Annotated in this window: 14 protein-coding genes; 13 read left to right on the top strand and 1 reads right to left on the bottom strand. The window is 42.5% G+C overall.

What is annotated here, in order from left to right:
- Positions 1-203 precede the first annotated feature (203 nt).
- From HPK16_RS13245 to phoU, 6 genes are all read left to right on the top strand, one after another.
- The gene (locus HPK16_RS13245; RefSeq protein ID WP_181677406.1) at positions 204-1,109 is read left to right on the top strand and encodes a phosphate ABC transporter substrate-binding protein; all 906 of its coding nucleotides are present in this window, start codon (positions 204-206) and stop codon (positions 1,107-1,109) included.
- 103 nt (positions 1,110-1,212) lie between these two features.
- Complete coding sequence (pstC, locus tag HPK16_RS13240) at positions 1,213-2,133, top strand: phosphate ABC transporter permease subunit PstC (RefSeq protein WP_181677405.1); 921 nt, start codon at positions 1,213-1,215, stop codon at positions 2,131-2,133.
- On the top strand, positions 2,130-3,014 hold the full coding sequence (gene pstA / locus HPK16_RS13235; RefSeq protein WP_036089747.1) for a phosphate ABC transporter permease PstA: 885 nt from the start codon (positions 2,130-2,132) through the stop codon (positions 3,012-3,014). The genes pstC and pstA overlap by 4 nt, the downstream gene beginning before the upstream one ends.
- Before the next feature lie 45 nt (positions 3,015-3,059).
- Positions 3,060-3,860, top strand: a complete 801-nt coding sequence (gene pstB / locus HPK16_RS13230; RefSeq protein ID WP_246369424.1) for a phosphate ABC transporter ATP-binding protein PstB — start codon at positions 3,060-3,062, stop codon at positions 3,858-3,860.
- 217 nt (positions 3,861-4,077) lie between these two features.
- The gene (gene pstB / locus HPK16_RS13225; protein ID WP_181677404.1) at positions 4,078-4,851 is read left to right on the top strand and encodes a phosphate ABC transporter ATP-binding protein PstB; all 774 of its coding nucleotides are present in this window, start codon (positions 4,078-4,080) and stop codon (positions 4,849-4,851) included.
- Positions 4,852-4,863: 12 nt separating this feature from the next.
- A complete protein-coding gene (phoU, locus tag HPK16_RS13220; RefSeq protein ID WP_181677403.1) occupies positions 4,864-5,523 on the top strand; it encodes a phosphate signaling complex protein PhoU in 660 nt (219 codons plus the stop codon).
- A gap of 50 nt (positions 5,524-5,573) precedes the next feature.
- Here the strand turns inward: phoU and HPK16_RS13215 are convergent, their stop codons facing one another.
- On the bottom strand, positions 5,574-5,969 hold the full coding sequence (locus HPK16_RS13215) for a helix-turn-helix domain-containing protein (protein WP_036076692.1): 396 nt from the start codon (positions 5,967-5,969) through the stop codon (positions 5,574-5,576).
- A 235-nt stretch (positions 5,970-6,204) separates the two neighbouring features.
- Here HPK16_RS13215 and HPK16_RS13210 point away from each other — a divergent pair, with 235 nt between their 5' ends.
- The 7 genes from HPK16_RS13210 (at position 6,205) to uvrA (ending at position 15,297) form a co-directional block, all read left to right on the top strand.
- On the top strand, positions 6,205-6,513 hold the full coding sequence (locus tag HPK16_RS13210; RefSeq protein WP_036089755.1) for an ArsR/SmtB family transcription factor: 309 nt from the start codon (positions 6,205-6,207) through the stop codon (positions 6,511-6,513).
- Between the two features lie 18 nt (positions 6,514-6,531).
- The gene (locus tag HPK16_RS13205) at positions 6,532-8,613 is read left to right on the top strand and encodes a heavy metal translocating P-type ATPase (RefSeq protein WP_181677402.1); all 2,082 of its coding nucleotides are present in this window, start codon (positions 6,532-6,534) and stop codon (positions 8,611-8,613) included.
- A gap of 143 nt (positions 8,614-8,756) precedes the next feature.
- Positions 8,757-9,140 (top strand): hypothetical protein, encoded by a 384-nt coding sequence (locus HPK16_RS13200; RefSeq protein ID WP_181677401.1) that lies wholly within the window; start codon positions 8,757-8,759, stop codon positions 9,138-9,140.
- A gap of 13 nt (positions 9,141-9,153) precedes the next feature.
- Complete coding sequence (locus HPK16_RS13195; RefSeq protein WP_036131767.1) at positions 9,154-9,804, top strand: HD domain-containing protein; 651 nt, start codon at positions 9,154-9,156, stop codon at positions 9,802-9,804.
- Positions 9,805-9,825: 21 nt separating this feature from the next.
- Positions 9,826-10,068: a CsbA family protein gene (locus HPK16_RS13190; RefSeq protein ID WP_181677400.1), complete on the top strand. Its 243-nt coding sequence runs from the start codon at positions 9,826-9,828 to the stop codon at positions 10,066-10,068.
- A 378-nt stretch (positions 10,069-10,446) separates the two neighbouring features.
- Positions 10,447-12,423 (top strand): excinuclease ABC subunit UvrB, encoded by a 1,977-nt coding sequence (gene uvrB / locus HPK16_RS13185; RefSeq protein WP_181677399.1) that lies wholly within the window; start codon positions 10,447-10,449, stop codon positions 12,421-12,423.
- 6 nt (positions 12,424-12,429) lie between these two features.
- Positions 12,430-15,297, top strand: coding sequence for an excinuclease ABC subunit UvrA (gene uvrA, locus HPK16_RS13180; RefSeq protein ID WP_181677398.1), 2,868 nt, complete (start codon positions 12,430-12,432; stop codon positions 15,295-15,297).
- Positions 15,298-15,636 lie beyond the last annotated feature (339 nt).

Raw genomic sequence — 15,636 nt, 5'->3', positions numbered from 1 at the left:
GTGATTTTAGCGGCTTGCGTTTTTCTTTACATAAAATCCACCATCCGACCGCCCATTCTGCGGTCTTTTTGTCATTTTCTGATAAAGAAATTTACACAATCATCATCTTTACATTCTCTTAACATTAGCTACACATCACCTTAATCCAGAAGAGGTATAGTAGGTTTGTAAGTTAAATCGATAAAAAAGGTGGTTTACAGTTTATGAAGAAGAGATTTTTAGGAATAGTAGCTGTTATTGCAGCATTCACAATGATTATAGCAGGATGTGGGAATTCGAGTACATCATCAGATAAAGCAAACGGAAATTCAGATAGCAAGGAAGTTTCTGGTTCTATCACGGCGGTCGGCTCAACAGCACTACAACCTCTTGTCGAAGCTGCTTCGAAACAATTTACAGCTGAAAATCCTAAAGCACAAATCAATGTGCAAGGTGGCGGATCTGGTACTGGGCTAACACAAGTGCAACAAGGCGCAGTGGATATCGGCAACTCGGATGTTTTCGCTGAAGAAAAAGATGGCGTTGACGCTTCTAAACTTGTAGATCACAGAGTCGCAGTAGTCGGCATGGCACCAGTCGTTAACAAAGACGCTGGCGTGAAAAATATTTCAAAACAACAATTAATCGACATCTTCACTGGCAAAATTACAAACTGGAAAGATGTTGGCGGTAAAGACGAAAAAATCACCATCATCAACCGTGCAGAAGGAAGCGGAACACGCGCAACTTTTGAAAAATGGGGCTTAGATGGCGCGACTCCAATTAAGGCGCAAGAACAAGATTCCTCAGGTACCGTTCGTAAAATCGTAAGCGAAACACCAGGAGCTATCAGTTACCTAGCATTCTCTTACATTGACGATTCAATCCAAGGACTTTCCCTTGATAATGTAGAGCCAAAAGAAGAAAACGTAGCAACAAACGATTGGAAAATTTGGGCTTACGAGCATATGTACACAAATGGTGAAGCGACAGGACTTGCGAAACAATTCTTAGCTTACATCACGAGCGAAGACGTTCAAAATGACTTGGTGCCACAACTTGGTTACCAATCGATTCACTCGATGAAAGTAGAACGCGACGCTAAAGGAAATATTACAGACGTTAAATAAAAAATATATTGGGGAAGGCGTCTACTTCTAAGTATAGAAGTGGGCGCAAACCCGTTTGTTGGGTATAAAAATAAGAACTCAGCATTGGAAAGGAGTCTACGCAGTGGAAGCACGAGAAAAAGCATTAACGCAAACTTCCAAAAAAGCCCGTCTTGAAAAAAGAGGGAAAATCATAACATTTATCTGCATCAGCATCATGGTGATTGCAGCGGCATCCATTCTTTTCTTTGTTATTTCGAAAGGACTGGCTACTTTTTTTGTCAATGATGTTTCATTTGTTGACTTTATTACAGGGACAGATTGGAATCCTTCTAAAACAGATGCGGCTGGAAATCCACTCGTTGGCGCCTTGCCGATGATTCTTGGTTCTTTTGGTGTGACGTTACTCGCAGCTTGTATTGCTGCACCGCTCGCGATTGGCGCGGCAATTTTTATGGTGGAAATATCGCCGAAGTTTGGTAAGAAAATTTTGCAACCGGTGATGGAGTTACTTGTTGGGATTCCGTCCGTTGTTTACGGGTTTATCGGACTCAGCGTGGTTGTCCCGTTTATTCGGGAACATATTTCAGGAAGTGGTTTTGGGATTGCAGCGGCGACCGCGGTTTTGACCGTCATGATTTTGCCGACTGTGACAAGCTTGACAGTGGATGCGATTCAATCGGTACCACGTCATTATCGTGAGGCTTCGCTTGCGCTTGGTGCAACGCGTTGGCAGACGATTTGGAAAGTAATTTTGCGGAGTGCACGACCAGGCATTTTGACCGCCGTTGTTTTCGGAATGGCGCGCGCGTTTGGTGAAGCACTTGCTGTACAAATGGTTATTGGAAACTCCGTGGTTATCCCGACTTCGTTATTCGAACCGGCCTCCACGTTAACTAGTATTTTAACAATGGGAATGGGAAATACCGTCATGGGGACACTTGATAATAACGTGCTTTGGTCGCTAGCTATGGTGCTACTGGCAATGTCGCTGTTCTTTATCATTATGATCCGCTTTATCGGCCGTAGGAGGAAAGTCAAATGAATGTAAAAACAAAAGATAAGATTGCGACCTCCGTTTTCTATTTGATTGCGCTACTCATTGTCGTTATTTTGGCTGGATTACTTGGCTATATCCTAGTTCGAGGCGTGCCTCATCTGAGCTGGCATTTCCTAACCTCCCCACCAGAATCGTTCAAAGCGGGCGGCGGGATTGGTCCAGAAATTTGGAACTCTTTTTACATGTTACTTATCACGATGATTTTATCTGTTCCAATTGCGCTGGGAGCCGGTATCTACATGGCAGAATACGCCCGCAAAAATTGGATTACAGATTTTATCCGGACAACGATTGAAGTCCTGTCTTCTTTACCGTCGATCGTGGTCGGTTTGTTCGGCTTCTTAATTTTCGTGTTACAGATGGGGTGGAGTTTCTCGGTTATTTCCGGGGCGCTGACACTAACCATCTTTAATCTACCGCTACTCATTCGCGTTATTGAGGAAGCACTCAATGCTATTCCAAATACGCAACGAGAGGCAGGACTTGCACTAGGCTTGTCGCGCTGGGAAACCATAACACGGGTTCTAGTTCCAGCCGCGCTACCAGCCATCGTGACCGGCGTTATTTTAGCCGCAGGACGCGTATTTGGTGAAGCAGCCGCCTTAATCTACACTGCTGGACAAAGTACACCAACACTGAACTTCGGGGACTGGAATCCAATGAACCCAACGTCACCGCTTAACATCTTCCGTCCAGCAGAAACACTTGCCGTTCACATTTGGAAAATTAATGGGGAAGGAATCATGCCAGACGCTGCAGCCGTGTCCGCGGGAGCGTCCGCCGTACTCATTCTTTCCGTGCTACTTTTCAATATTTTAGCCCGCATTCTAGGGAAATACGTATTTAAAAAGATGACGTCTTCCTGATTTGGCGGACAAAAGGAGTTTTTTAAAATGATGGCAACTACTAATATGTCGTTCGCGATAAATGAAGCAAAAGATGAAATCGTGACAGCAGGTGCGCCCGCGATGGCTACTAATGATTTGCACGTCTATTACGGCGACAACCACGCGATTCAAGGTGTCGACTTAGAATTCCATGAAAACCAAGTGACGGCACTCATCGGCCCGTCTGGATGCGGGAAATCGACGTATCTCCGCGCGCTCAATCGAATGAATGACGAAATCGATGGCTGCCGAATGGAAGGCGAAATTCTATATAACGGCATCAACATTAACCGCAAAGAAGTGGATTTATACAACGTTCGCAAAGAAATCGGGATGGTATTCCAAAAGCCGAATCCATTCACAAAATCGATTTTTGAAAATATTGCTTTTAGTTTGAAGCGCCACGGTATGAAAAATAAAGCCGAGCTCGCAGAACGTGTCGAAAAAAGTTTGCGTAGCGCCGCACTTTGGGATGAAGTCAAAGATGATTTGGGCAAAAGTGCCTTATCATTATCTGGCGGACAGCAACAACGCCTATGTATTGCGCGCGCGATTGCGATGCAACCAGAAGTTTTACTACTCGATGAACCAGCTTCTGCGCTCGATCCGATTTCAACGAGTAAGATAGAGGATTTAATCCATGAACTGAAGAAAAAATACACGATTATTATCGTAACACACAATATGCAACAAGCCGCTCGGGTATCCGATCACACTGCCTTTTTCTATCTCGGAAAAGTAGTAGAAGTGACCGATACAGGAACACTATTTACGAACCCAGCGAATAAACAGACGCAGGACTATATTTCTGGGAATTTCGGATAATGAAAAGCTGAGACGGCTCGTTCAGCTCCGAAAAAAACGGCTCTTGGTTTTTATGGAGGGCGTGAAGTTTTCGAGGAGCTAGCCGTCGAAGCTAGATTCAAAGATGCTGGACATGACACAAAAAAAGAATTACATGCTTACTACGTTCTCATGCACATTGAGTTTCTAAATCGGCAAGGGATGCTTCATAAGAGACTCAACAAAGGAGGAAATCGCAATGTCAACAATAACCGACACGGAATTCGTCATCGAGACAAAAGACGTAGACCTATTCTACGGACAAAAACAAGCGCTAAATAAGATAAACCTAAACTTCAAAAAAAATCGTGTGACGGCGCTTATAGGGCCGTCTGGATGCGGTAAATCAACTTTTCTTCGTACACTGAATCGAATGAACGACTTAATTCCAAATGTCACGATCAAAGGCGAGATTAAAGTTGCCGACGAAAACATTCAAAGTTCCAAAATCGATACGGTAAATTTGCGTAAAAAAGTCGGGATGGTTTTCCAACAACCGAACCCATTCCCATTTTCGATTTATGATAACGTCGCTTACGGTCCGAGAACGCATGGCGTCAAGAATAAGAAAAAACTTGATGAAATCGTCGAACGTAGCTTGCGTCAGGCGGCACTTTGGGATGAAGTGCATGACCGTTTGCACAAATCAGCGCTCGGCATGTCTGGCGGACAGCAACAACGGCTTTGCATCGCGAGGGTTCTGGCAGTACAACCAGAAGTTATCCTGATGGATGAGCCGACCTCTGCACTCGATCCAATTTCCACAGCTAAAATGGAAAATCTGATTTTAGAGCTGAAAAAAGAGTACACCATCGTTATCGTGACGCATAATATGCAACAAGCATCGCGGATTTCTGATGAGACAGCTTTTTTCCTTAACGGAGAAATCATTGAATTCACCGATACAACCACCATTTTCACAAATCCAGCAGAGCAACAAACGCAAGACTATATCTCAGGACGATTTGGATAAGGAGCGAAGCATATGCCAGTTAGAAAAATTTTCAATGAACAGTTAAATGAGCTGCACCAACACTTACTCGAGATGGGAATGCTAGTCAACGAGGCGATTTATAAAGCCGTGAAGTCCCTTGTTAACCGAGATCATGAACTAGCGGAAAACGTGATTGCAAGCGACCGTTCTATCAATAATATGGAGCTGGCGCTGGAGCAAAGATCGTTTGAACTCATTGCGCTTCAACAACCAGTAGGCATCGACCTTCGCAAAATTGTCACGGTTTTAAAAGCGAGTTCTGATTTGGAGCGAATTGGTGACCACGCCGTCAGCATTGCCAAAACCACCATTTTAGTAGGGCGAACAAAAGTCGTGAAGCCAATTCCAGAAATTCAAGAGATGGGCGATATCGTCAAAATAATGGTACATGACGTTCTCAAAGCCTATCTGGCAGAGGACGAAGAGGCGGCTCGCGAAATAGCGACGCGTGATAATGAAGTAGATAAACTCCAGCGCGTCATTTATACAAAATGCATTCATTTCATGCAAGAAGATCCAGATCATTTAGAGGAAATTTCGTATTTACTCCTTGTTGCACAGTATTTGGAGCGGATTGGGGACTATGTAACAAACGTCTGCGAATGGATTGTGTATTTGAAGAGTGGCGAAATTGAAGAGTTGAATAACTAATACGCAAAAAACCTCTGTCACATCACTGCGGCAGAGGTTTTCTTCATGTATCAATTATTTAATTTCCGAGCTTGTTTCAAAGTGAATTCAAGGGAATCCATAATAAATTCTGTTGTTTCTTCTTGTAAGTATTCCCCGTTTAAATGTTGATGTTCCTCGTAACGCAAATCCTCAATTATTTTCTCGATTCGTTTTGCGATGTCATTCTTTTCTTTCGTTGTGACCGGTTTATATGAGGGTTCACTATTTTGGCCAATTAGATAATCTACCGAAACATCAAATAACGTTGCAATATGGCGAACCGTATCCAAATCCGGTTCTCGAATGCCATACTCCCAGTTACCGTATGTAGAAGGGGCCTTCAGTCCGAGTCTTCTTGCTGTTTCGGCTTTCGACCAGCCTTGCTTTTCCCTTAAAACTGTCAATCGTCCGCTTAAATCTGGCATGCTATCACTCCTTTGTGTAAATTATATCATGATTTTGCGGATTGAGCTCTTTTTTTACATAAATAAACTCATTTTGTACATAATGACTGAAATACTTGCAATTTTATCAAATCTATATTAATATATGTGTATATAAACATATATTAAAAGTTGTGCTGGCTAAACCTTGCTAAGTTTCGTTTTTTGGTCTATTATATGTGTATGTGAACATATACGAGAATTGGAGTGATAAGAGATGGAACAAAGCAAACAACTATTAGGCGAAGAAACACTTTTTGGTGTAACGCAAATTTTTAAAGCATTGGCTGATCCGACGCGCGTTCAAATTTTAAACTTGGTGCAGGATCAAGAGTATTCGGTGAACGATATTGCGCGGACACTGGGTTTCAATCAGACGACAGTTTCCCATCAATTACGCTTTTTAAAAAATTTACGCTTAGTGAAATCAAGACGTGAAGGCACGACGATTTATTATACGCAAGATGACAACCACGTTCTGGAACTGCTCTCGCAAGCGATTAGGCACGTGGAACACACAAATTGAGAAGGGACGAGGAGGACAATGGCAGAATTCAAATTAAGTGGGCTTTCTTGTGCACACTGCGCGCAAGAGATGGAAGCCGAAATGAAGCAATTGAAGCATGGCAAGGATGCGAAAGTACTCTATAACTCTGGGAAAATGATTATTTCGAATAAGATGGCGATGCCGGACGTAGAAAAAATATTGAAACAAGAAGGTGTTTCGATTGTGCAACCAGATGGCGAGCACGATCACGATCATAGCCATGGTGACACGAAACTCATCGTTCAGATTGTCATTTCAACGTTGCTATTCTTCCTCGCCTTTTTTACGGACAAATATATGCCAACGTGGGGATCATTTAGTATTTATTTCGTTGCGGCAGCACTCAGCGGGTACCAAACATTTTTCAAAGGGCTCAAAAATTTATTCCGTTTGAAATTTAATATCGATACATTGATGACGGTTGCGCTAGTCGGTGCCTTTATTATTGGGGACTGGCGCGAAGGGACGGTCGTGGCGATATTGTTCGGCGTGAATGAATATTTGGAAGGCTTCGGAATGCGCCAAGCACGCAAGTCGATGGCTGAATTATTGAAAGTTGTGCCAAAAACGGCGAACCTTTTGAAAGATGGTGTTACAACGGAAGTACCAATTACTGACCTCCAACTTGGCGACATGATTTTGATTAAAGCAGGCGGAAAAGTACCGTCTGACGCTGTGATTGTTGATGGAAAAAGCTCTGTGAACGAAGCTGCAATTACGGGTGAGTCGATGCCCGTTGAAAAACAAATTGGTGACGCTTTGTTTGGCGGTTCGGTCAATAATGAAGGAACGCTAAAAGCTGAAATCACTGCTGTTTATGAGGACTCGTCTTTAGCTAAAATTTTGCATTTAGTAGAGGAAGCACAGGAAACGAAGACACCGACGGAGCTATTCATCGATCGTTTCGCGAAATATTACACACCAATTATTATGATGTTTGCCGTATTAGTGACTATCGTGCCCCCACTTTTCTTCGGTGGAGCTTGGAGTCACTGGGGTTATGAAGGACTTGCCGTATTAATTATCGGTTGTCCATGCGCGCTAATCTTATCTTCACCCGTTGCGATTGTTTCTGGAATTACGCGCAGCGCCAAGAACGGTGTTTTGATTAAAGGTGGCGTTTTCTTAGAACAACTTGCCAAAACAAAACAAATTGCGTTTGATAAAACAGGGACGCTAACAGAAGGAAAACCAGTTGTTGAGAAAGAAATTGTGTATGATGAAGCGAAATTTTTCCGAATTTCCAGTATGATGGAACAGAGCTCAGGGCATCCAATCGCAGCCGCCATCATCGCTCGTATCGGTTCAGTAAGCGCGGAAATGGATGACTTAACGACGGTTGGCGGAAAAGGACTTGTCGGCACATTCGAAGGAACACAGTATTTCTTGGGTAACGAGCAACAAATCCCAGAATCGAGTTGGACAGACGTGGCTAGAATGGACGTCAAAGCACTGAAAGAAACAGGATATACAGTCGTTATTACTGCATCAGAAACCGCAGTTCTCGGCATGTTTGGTATTCAAGATGCCTTGCGCAAAGAAAGTAAACAACTCGTGACAGAGCTTCATAAAGAGGGCATAACCAATATTATTATGCTAACCGGTGACCATGAAAAAACTGCTGAAAAAGTAGCGAACGAAATCGGCATCGATCACTATTATGCGAGCTTGCTACCAGAAGATAAATTAACCAAAATCGGTGAACTTCAGGCTCAAAATGGTAGTATTGCAATGGTTGGCGATGGTATCAACGACTCCCCGGCCCTAGCAACCGCTGACCTTGGAATCGCAATGGGGAAAGGAACTGATAGCGCGATTGAAGTGGCAGATATCGTACTTATGCAGGACCATTTAGGCAAATTACCAATTACAGTAAAAATCGCTAAAAAGGTACGTTTCGTCGTAGGATTCAATATCGCCTTCGCGTTAGGCCTCAAAATAGTAGCGTTATTACTCGCTCTAACAGGTTATCTAACCCTATGGATGGCAATCATGGCAGATATGGGCGCAACCATCGTTGTAACCATCTTCGGGCTCTCCATCTTGTTCCGAAGTAAGGCTGAAAAGGAAATCAAATAAGCAAACCAAAAACAAGGAGTAGCAATGCTTCTTGTTTTTGGTGAAATAAACCGATAAACCGCATACCATCAAGTGTTTTAGGTTGCTATCAATACGTATCCTCGTTATACTAGTAAAAAAAGAAAACCATTTGGGGGAAGAACATGAAGCAACTATCTAATAGTAAAAAAATAATCGTTATTTTAGGCATCATAGTTCTACTAGCCGTCTCTGTTGCAGCAGTGATGTTCAATGATGATCTAACATCGGTCATTATCATTTCTATCGTTCAATTCATTTTGATTCAAGCGGTTTGCTATGTGGGGATTTATTCCGTTATGAAAGTTGGAGTCACGCGCGGGCATAAATTATTTACATGGGGCATCTTGACAACGCTTATTTTTATGGGACTTATCTATATTTTTGCAGCAGACAATTTCAGACAATATTCGGCGGCTATTATCGCCTTACTCGGCTTCAGTTCAGCTTTAATCATGCGTGAAGTAGAAAATACGCATCCAGACAATAAAAAACAAGAAGAACAATGAGGAGTGAAGCAAAATGGGAATTCATCAATATTTTCGTAGCTTATCAGATTTAGAGAATATTTACCGGTGTCCAGGCAAGTTCAAATATCAAGAACACTCTGTTGCTGAGCATTCATTCAAAGTTACTCAAGTAGCACAGTTTCTAGGTAATGTAGAGGAACAAGCCGGTCAAACCGTTAATTGGCGCGCTTTATATGAAAAAGCACTGAACCATGATTATCCAGAATTGTTCATTGGGGATATCAAAACACCCGTCAAATATGCCACCGCAGAACTTCGCGAAATGCTGTCCGAAGTAGAAGAAACGATGACGCGAAACTTCATTAATAATGAGATTCCGAAAGAGTTTCAAGCGATTTATCACGTTTTACTTAAAGAAGGCAAAGACGATACACTAGAAGGACAAATTTTGGCAGTAGCTGATAAAGTAGACTTGCTGTACGAATCATTCGGCGAAATCCAGAAAGGCAATCCAGAACCAACCTTCACCAAAATTTACAGTGAGGCACTAGAAACCATCTATCAATTCCGCGACATGAACTGCGTCCAGTACTTCTTACGTGAAATATTGCCAGATCTACTCGCAGAAAAAGGGATTGAAAAAACGGATTTACCAGCCCTAACAGATGAAATAAAAGCACGCGTTTTAAAAGCGGATAGTTAAAAAAAAGGGAGAGCGAAGCCTATGTGGGATCAGCTAATTTCGGCATTATTTTTTCCAGGATTGTTGGTTATTATATTATCGCGAATTACGTACCAACGTTTTGTAGGTTTAGGACTCACCGTGATTTTAATAGCTGTTTCCGCTCGCATGGGTTTCACGAATACATGGTGGCTTATATGCTTAGACGCGATTTCGATGACGATGGGCTTCTTCCTAGCAACACGAATGCTCGGTAGATTACGTCAGGCAGATAAAGAAGCGTGAAAAAGGCGCGTGTATATGATGAAAGAGGTTGAGACAAAACTCAAGATAAAGCAAAAATTCTCTCCCATTTCTTCGGGTAGGACGAAAAATTCTGCTTTATACAAATCGAGCGAAAGCGTTTGTATTCAGGGGATTTGGTGGAAGCCGGAAGCGGAGCATACTTGTGTATGTGAGAACCGGAAGTCCGCCAAATCCCCTGAATGTGAACGCTTGTCGCCGATTTTTTTGGATTATGTCCCATCCTCTTCGTGTTATACGGATGCGAAAATACGTTCGCTTTTTGCTAGCGGATTTGGAACAATTATGATAAAATGAATACAAGTGATGAGTCTGGGATTTGCCTAGACTCACTTTCGTTTTGCTAAAGGAGGAAAAAAGGTGAAGGATACATTTCAACTAGTTTCGAAATATACGCCACAAGGGGATCAACCGAAAGCTATCGAGAAGTTGGTTGCAGGACTTAGAAGTGGTACAAAACATCAAACCTTACTTGGAGCAACGGGAACAGGGAAGACGTTTACAGTTTCTAATGTAATTCAAGAAGTCAATAAGCCGACCCTAGTCATCGCTCATAATAAGACGTTGGCAGGACAATTATATAGTGAATTTAAAGAGTTTTTTCCAGATAATGCAGTGGAATATTTTGTGAGTTACTATGATTACTATCAACCAGAGGCATACGTACCGCAAACAGATACCTTCATAGAAAAGGATTCCAGTGTAAATGATGAAATTGATAAATTGCGACATTCTGCGACAGCATCGTTGTTTGAACGACGAGATGTTATTATTATAGCCAGTGTATCCTGTATTTACGGGTTGGGTTCTCCAGAAGAATATGGCGCTATGCTTGTTTCTCTGCGACCTGGAATGGAGATTAGTCGCGATCAATTGTTACGCGATTTAGTAGAGATACAATATGATCGCAATGATATTGATTTCCAGCGCGGTCGTTTTCGTGTCCGCGGAGATGTTGTGGAGATTTTCCCAGCGTCACGTGATGAACACTGTATGCGTGTCGAATTTTTTGGTGATGAAATTGAGCGGATTCGTGAAGTGGATGCCTTAACAGGTGAAATAATTGGAGAACGGGAACACGTTTCTATTTTCCCAGCTTCCCACTTTGTTACGCGTCCAGACATTATGAAGAAGGCAATCGTGAACATTAAGGCGGAGTTAGAGGACCGCTTGAAAGTACTGCGTGAAGATAATAAACTGCTCGAGGCACAGCGTTTGGAGCAACGTACGAATTATGATATTGAAATGATGGAAGAGATGGGTTATTGTTCAGGCGTTGAGAACTATTCACGTCATTTAGGGTTGCGAGAAGCTGGCTCCACACCTTATACGCTGTTAGACTTTTTCCCGGATGATTTCCAAATCGTGATTGATGAATCCCACGTAACGATGCCGCAAATTCGTGGTATGTACAACGGGGACCAAGCGCGCAAACAGATGTTGGTAGACCATGGTTTTAGGCTTCCATCGGCGCTGGATAATCGTCCGTTGCGTTTGGAAGAATTCGAGAAGCATGTTAATCAAATTATGTACATTTCGGCGACACCAGGTCCATATGAATTGGCCTTAAATCCAGATGTTATCCAACAAATCATTCGTCCCACAGGTCTGCTTGATCCGATTATAGAAATTCGACCAATCGAAGGACAAATTGATGATTTAATAGACGAGATTAATGAACGTATCAAGAAAAATGAGCGTGTTTTGATTACAACGCTAACGAAGAAAATGTCAGAGGATTTGACGGATTACTTGAAAGAAACAGGTATTAAAGTACAGTATCTTCATTCAGAGGTCAAGACGTTGGAACGGATAGAGATTATTCGAGACTTGCGACTTGGTGTGTATGATGTCCTTGTCGGGATTAACTTGTTGCGTGAAGGAATCGATATACCAGAGGTTTCGCTAGTCACAATTCTTGATGCTGATAAAGAAGGCTTCCTTCGCTCAGAGCGTGCTCTTGTTCAAACAATCGGCCGTGCCGCGCGTAATCAGAACGGTAAAGTTATTATGTATGCGGACAAGATGACGGATTCTATGAAATTTGCTATTAGTGAGACATCGCGTCGTCGTGAGATACAAGAGGCTTATAACATAGAGCATGGTATTACGCCGCAAACGATTATTAAGGATGTTCGTGGGGTCATCGCTGCAACAACTGCTGCTGAAACAAGAGAGGCTGAGCACCTGAAAGACCTTAGCAAGATGAATAAGAAAGAACGAATGGCATTTATCGAAGAATTAGAACATGAAATGAAAGATGCGGCAAAAGCACTCGACTTTGAACGTGCAGCGCAACTTCGTGATACCTTACTCGAGTTAAAAGCGGAAGGATGATTAGAGTTGGAAAAAGATAAAATTGTGATACAAGGCGCAAGAGCCAACAATTTAAAGAATATTAATGTCGAAATTCCACGAGATAAGCTTGTTGTTATGACAGGCTTGTCTGGTTCGGGGAAATCGTCGTTAGCTTTTGATACGATTTATGCAGAAGGACAGCGACGCTACGTGGAATCGTTATCTTCTTATGCACGCCAATTTTTAGGGCAAATGGATAAGCCTGATGTAGATTTAATTGAAGGTCTATCACCAGCGATATCTATTGACCAAAAGACGACGAGTCGAAATCCACGATCGACGGTAGGAACTGTGACGGAAATCCATGATTATTTACGTTTAATGTATGCACGAGTAGGACATCCGGTTTGCCCCAATCATGGCATTGAGATTTCATCACAAACGATTGAGCAGATGGTAGATCGTGTTTTAGAATTGCCAGACAAAACGCGTATACAAATTTTAGCGCCAATCGTTTCAGGGAAAAAGGGTGCGCACAAGAAGACGTTAGAAGGTATCAAAAAAGAGGGCTATGTACGTGTTCGTATCGACGGAGATATGTATGATATTGGAGACGAGATTGAGCTTGAAAAGAACAAGAAACACTCCATTGATATCGTGATTGACCGTATCGTTGTGAAGGAAGGCGTTACTTCCCGTTTATTTGATTCTATCGAGTCGGCATTGAGATTAGCAGATGGTTATGCTGTTGTTGATGTTATTGGCGATAAAGAATTGCTATTTAGCGAACATTACGCTTGCCCATACTGCGGTTTTTCTGTTGGTGAGTTAGAGCCAAGAATGTTCTCCTTTAACAGCCCATTTGGCGCTTGTCCAACGTGTGACGGCCTTGGAACTAAACTAGAAGTAGATATTGATACAGTTATCCCAGATATGAGTCTATCACTTAACGACGGGGCAATTATTCCTTGGAAGCCAATTAGCTCTCAATACTATCCGAAAATGCTTGCGGCGGCTTGTAAAGAGTTCGCTATTGACATGGATACGCCATTAGAAAATTTACCGAAAGAGCATTTAGATATTATTCTGAACGGCTCAAACGGTAAAGAGTTCTATTTCGAATATAAAAATGATTTTGGAATGACGCGTGAAACAAATATACCGTTCGAAGGTATCATCCCCAATGTGGAGCGTCGTTATCGTGAAACAAGTTCGGATTTCACTAGAGAGCAAATGGCGCAATACATGACGGATTTACCGTGCCCATCTTGTAAAGGCTATCGTCTTAAAGAAGAAGCGCTAGCCGTCAAAATTAATAAGACGCATCTCGGTGACGTGAGTAATTTCTCTATTATAGAAGCGCTGAACTTTTTTGATGAAGTATCCCTATCTGAAAAAGAAACGCAGATTGCGAAACCAATTTTGAAAGAAGTAAAACAGCGCTTAGGATTTTTGAAGAATGTTGGATTGGATTATTTAACATTGAGTCGCGCTGCCGGAACGCTTTCGGGTGGAGAAGCACAACGAATTCGATTAGCGACACAGATTGGTTCACGCTTAACAGGCGTATTGTATATTTTGGATGAGCCTTCAATTGGGTTGCATCAACGTGATAATGATCGACTGGTTCATACACTTCAAAGCATGCGTGATATCGGTAATACGCTGATTGTAGTAGAACACGATGAGGATACAATGCTTGCGGCGGACTATTTAATTGATATTGGTCCAGGCGCTGGAGAACACGGTGGAGAAGTTGTAGCTGCTGGAACGCCTGAAGAAGTGCGGAATAATAAGAATTCTATCACGGGAGCCTATCTATCTGGGAAGAAGTTTATCCCAATCCCCTCTGATCGTCGTAAAGGCAGTGGCAATAAGCTAGAAGTTATCGGTGCCAAAGCGAATAACCTAAAAAATGTGACCGCAACATTCCCGTTAGGAACTTTTACATGTGTGACTGGGGTTTCTGGATCAGGAAAAAGTTCGCTAGTGAATGAAGTACTGCGTAAAGCTTTATCGCGACATCTCAATAGGGCACACGCAAAACCGGGTGAACACAAAACCATAAATGGTATGGAGCATCTAGAGAAGATTATCGATATTGATCAATCACCAATTGGGCGGACACCTCGCTCCAACCCTGCTACCTATACAGGAGTATTTGACGATATCCGTGATTTATTCGCGTCCACAAACGAAGCAAAAATTCGTGGCTACAAAAAAGGTCGCTTCAGCTTCAACGTAAAAGGCGGTCGTTGTGAAGCATGTAAAGGCGATGGCATTATCAAAATAGAGATGCATTTCTTGCCCGATGTGTATGTACCATGCGAAATTTGCCACGGTAAACGGTATAATAGTGAAACACTAGATATCCGTTTTAAAGGAAAAAATATTGCTGAAGTATTAAATATGACGGTAGAAGAAGGCCTAGATTTCTTTAAAAACCTTCCACGTATAAGCCGTAAACTACAAACAATAGTAGATGTGGGACTAGGATATATTCGTCTAGGACAACCCGCGACGACGCTATCAGGCGGAGAAGCGCAACGTGTGAAACTAGCTTCCGAGTTGCACAAACGCAGCAACGGCAAGTCGTTCTACATTTTAGATGAACCAACAACTGGTCTACATGCCGACGATATCGCGCGCTTACTAAAAGTACTACAGCGTTTAGTAGATGAGAATGGCGATACCGTTCTGGTAATCGAGCACAACTTAGACGTTATAAAACAAGCCGACCACGTTATTGACTTAGGACCAGAAGGCGGAGATGGTGGCGGCCAAATCATTGCAAAAGGCACACCAGAACAAGTCGCAAAAGTAGCCAAATCCTACACTGGAAAATACCTTAAGCCAATCCTAACTCGCGACAAAGCCCGAATGAAAGAAAAAATAGCAAGCAAAGCAGACTAGCAAAATAAGCCGAAGAGCGCCCAACCCAATTTTTTCGGGTAGGATGTAAACTAAGCTTTACACAAATCGAGCGAAAGCGTTTGTAATGCGGTCGTTTCGTGGAAGCCGGAAGCGGAGCATACCCCCGTATGTGAGAACCGGAAGTCCACGAAACGACCGCATTGCGAACGCTTGCCGCCGATTTTTTTTGCGTATACACCTATTCCCAAGTGCCGAAAGTCTAAAGAAATAATCATACTCTGGTTGTATGACAGAAATCGTCTTGTCCTTCATAATAGAGTTATCAGTTAGAAACCAATAATTTAGTTTACAAATACTTAATGGATATCGCTATATTTC

The organism is Paenilisteria rustica, from assembly GCF_013820765.1.
Lineage (GTDB): Bacteria > Bacillota > Bacilli > Lactobacillales > Listeriaceae > Listeria_A > Listeria_A rustica.
This window is presented reverse-complemented; position numbering and strand designations above follow the sequence as displayed.

Bases quoted from the DNA above. Each gene is read 5' to 3' on its own strand.
- HPK16_RS13245 (WP_181677406.1), top strand. From the start codon at position 204: ATGAAGAAGAGATTTTTAGGAATAGTAGCTGTTATTGCAGCATTCACA.
- pstA (WP_036089747.1), top strand. From the start codon at position 2,130: ATGAATGTAAAAACAAAAGATAAGATTGCGACCTCCGTTTTCTATTTG.
- pstB (WP_246369424.1), top strand. From the start codon at position 3,060: ATGTCGTTCGCGATAAATGAAGCAAAAGATGAAATCGTGACAGCAGGT.
- pstB (WP_181677404.1), top strand. From the start codon at position 4,078: ATGTCAACAATAACCGACACGGAATTCGTCATCGAGACAAAAGACGTA.
- phoU (WP_181677403.1), top strand. From the start codon at position 4,864: ATGCCAGTTAGAAAAATTTTCAATGAACAGTTAAATGAGCTGCACCAA.
- HPK16_RS13215 (WP_036076692.1), bottom strand. From the start codon at position 5,969: ATGCCAGATTTAAGCGGACGATTGACAGTTTTAAGGGAAAAGCAAGGC.
- HPK16_RS13210 (WP_036089755.1), top strand. From the start codon at position 6,205: ATGGAACAAAGCAAACAACTATTAGGCGAAGAAACACTTTTTGGTGTA.
- HPK16_RS13205 (WP_181677402.1), top strand. From the start codon at position 6,532: ATGGCAGAATTCAAATTAAGTGGGCTTTCTTGTGCACACTGCGCGCAA.
- HPK16_RS13200 (WP_181677401.1), top strand. From the start codon at position 8,757: ATGAAGCAACTATCTAATAGTAAAAAAATAATCGTTATTTTAGGCATC.
- HPK16_RS13195 (WP_036131767.1), top strand. From the start codon at position 9,154: ATGGGAATTCATCAATATTTTCGTAGCTTATCAGATTTAGAGAATATT.
- HPK16_RS13190 (WP_181677400.1), top strand. From the start codon at position 9,826: ATGTGGGATCAGCTAATTTCGGCATTATTTTTTCCAGGATTGTTGGTT.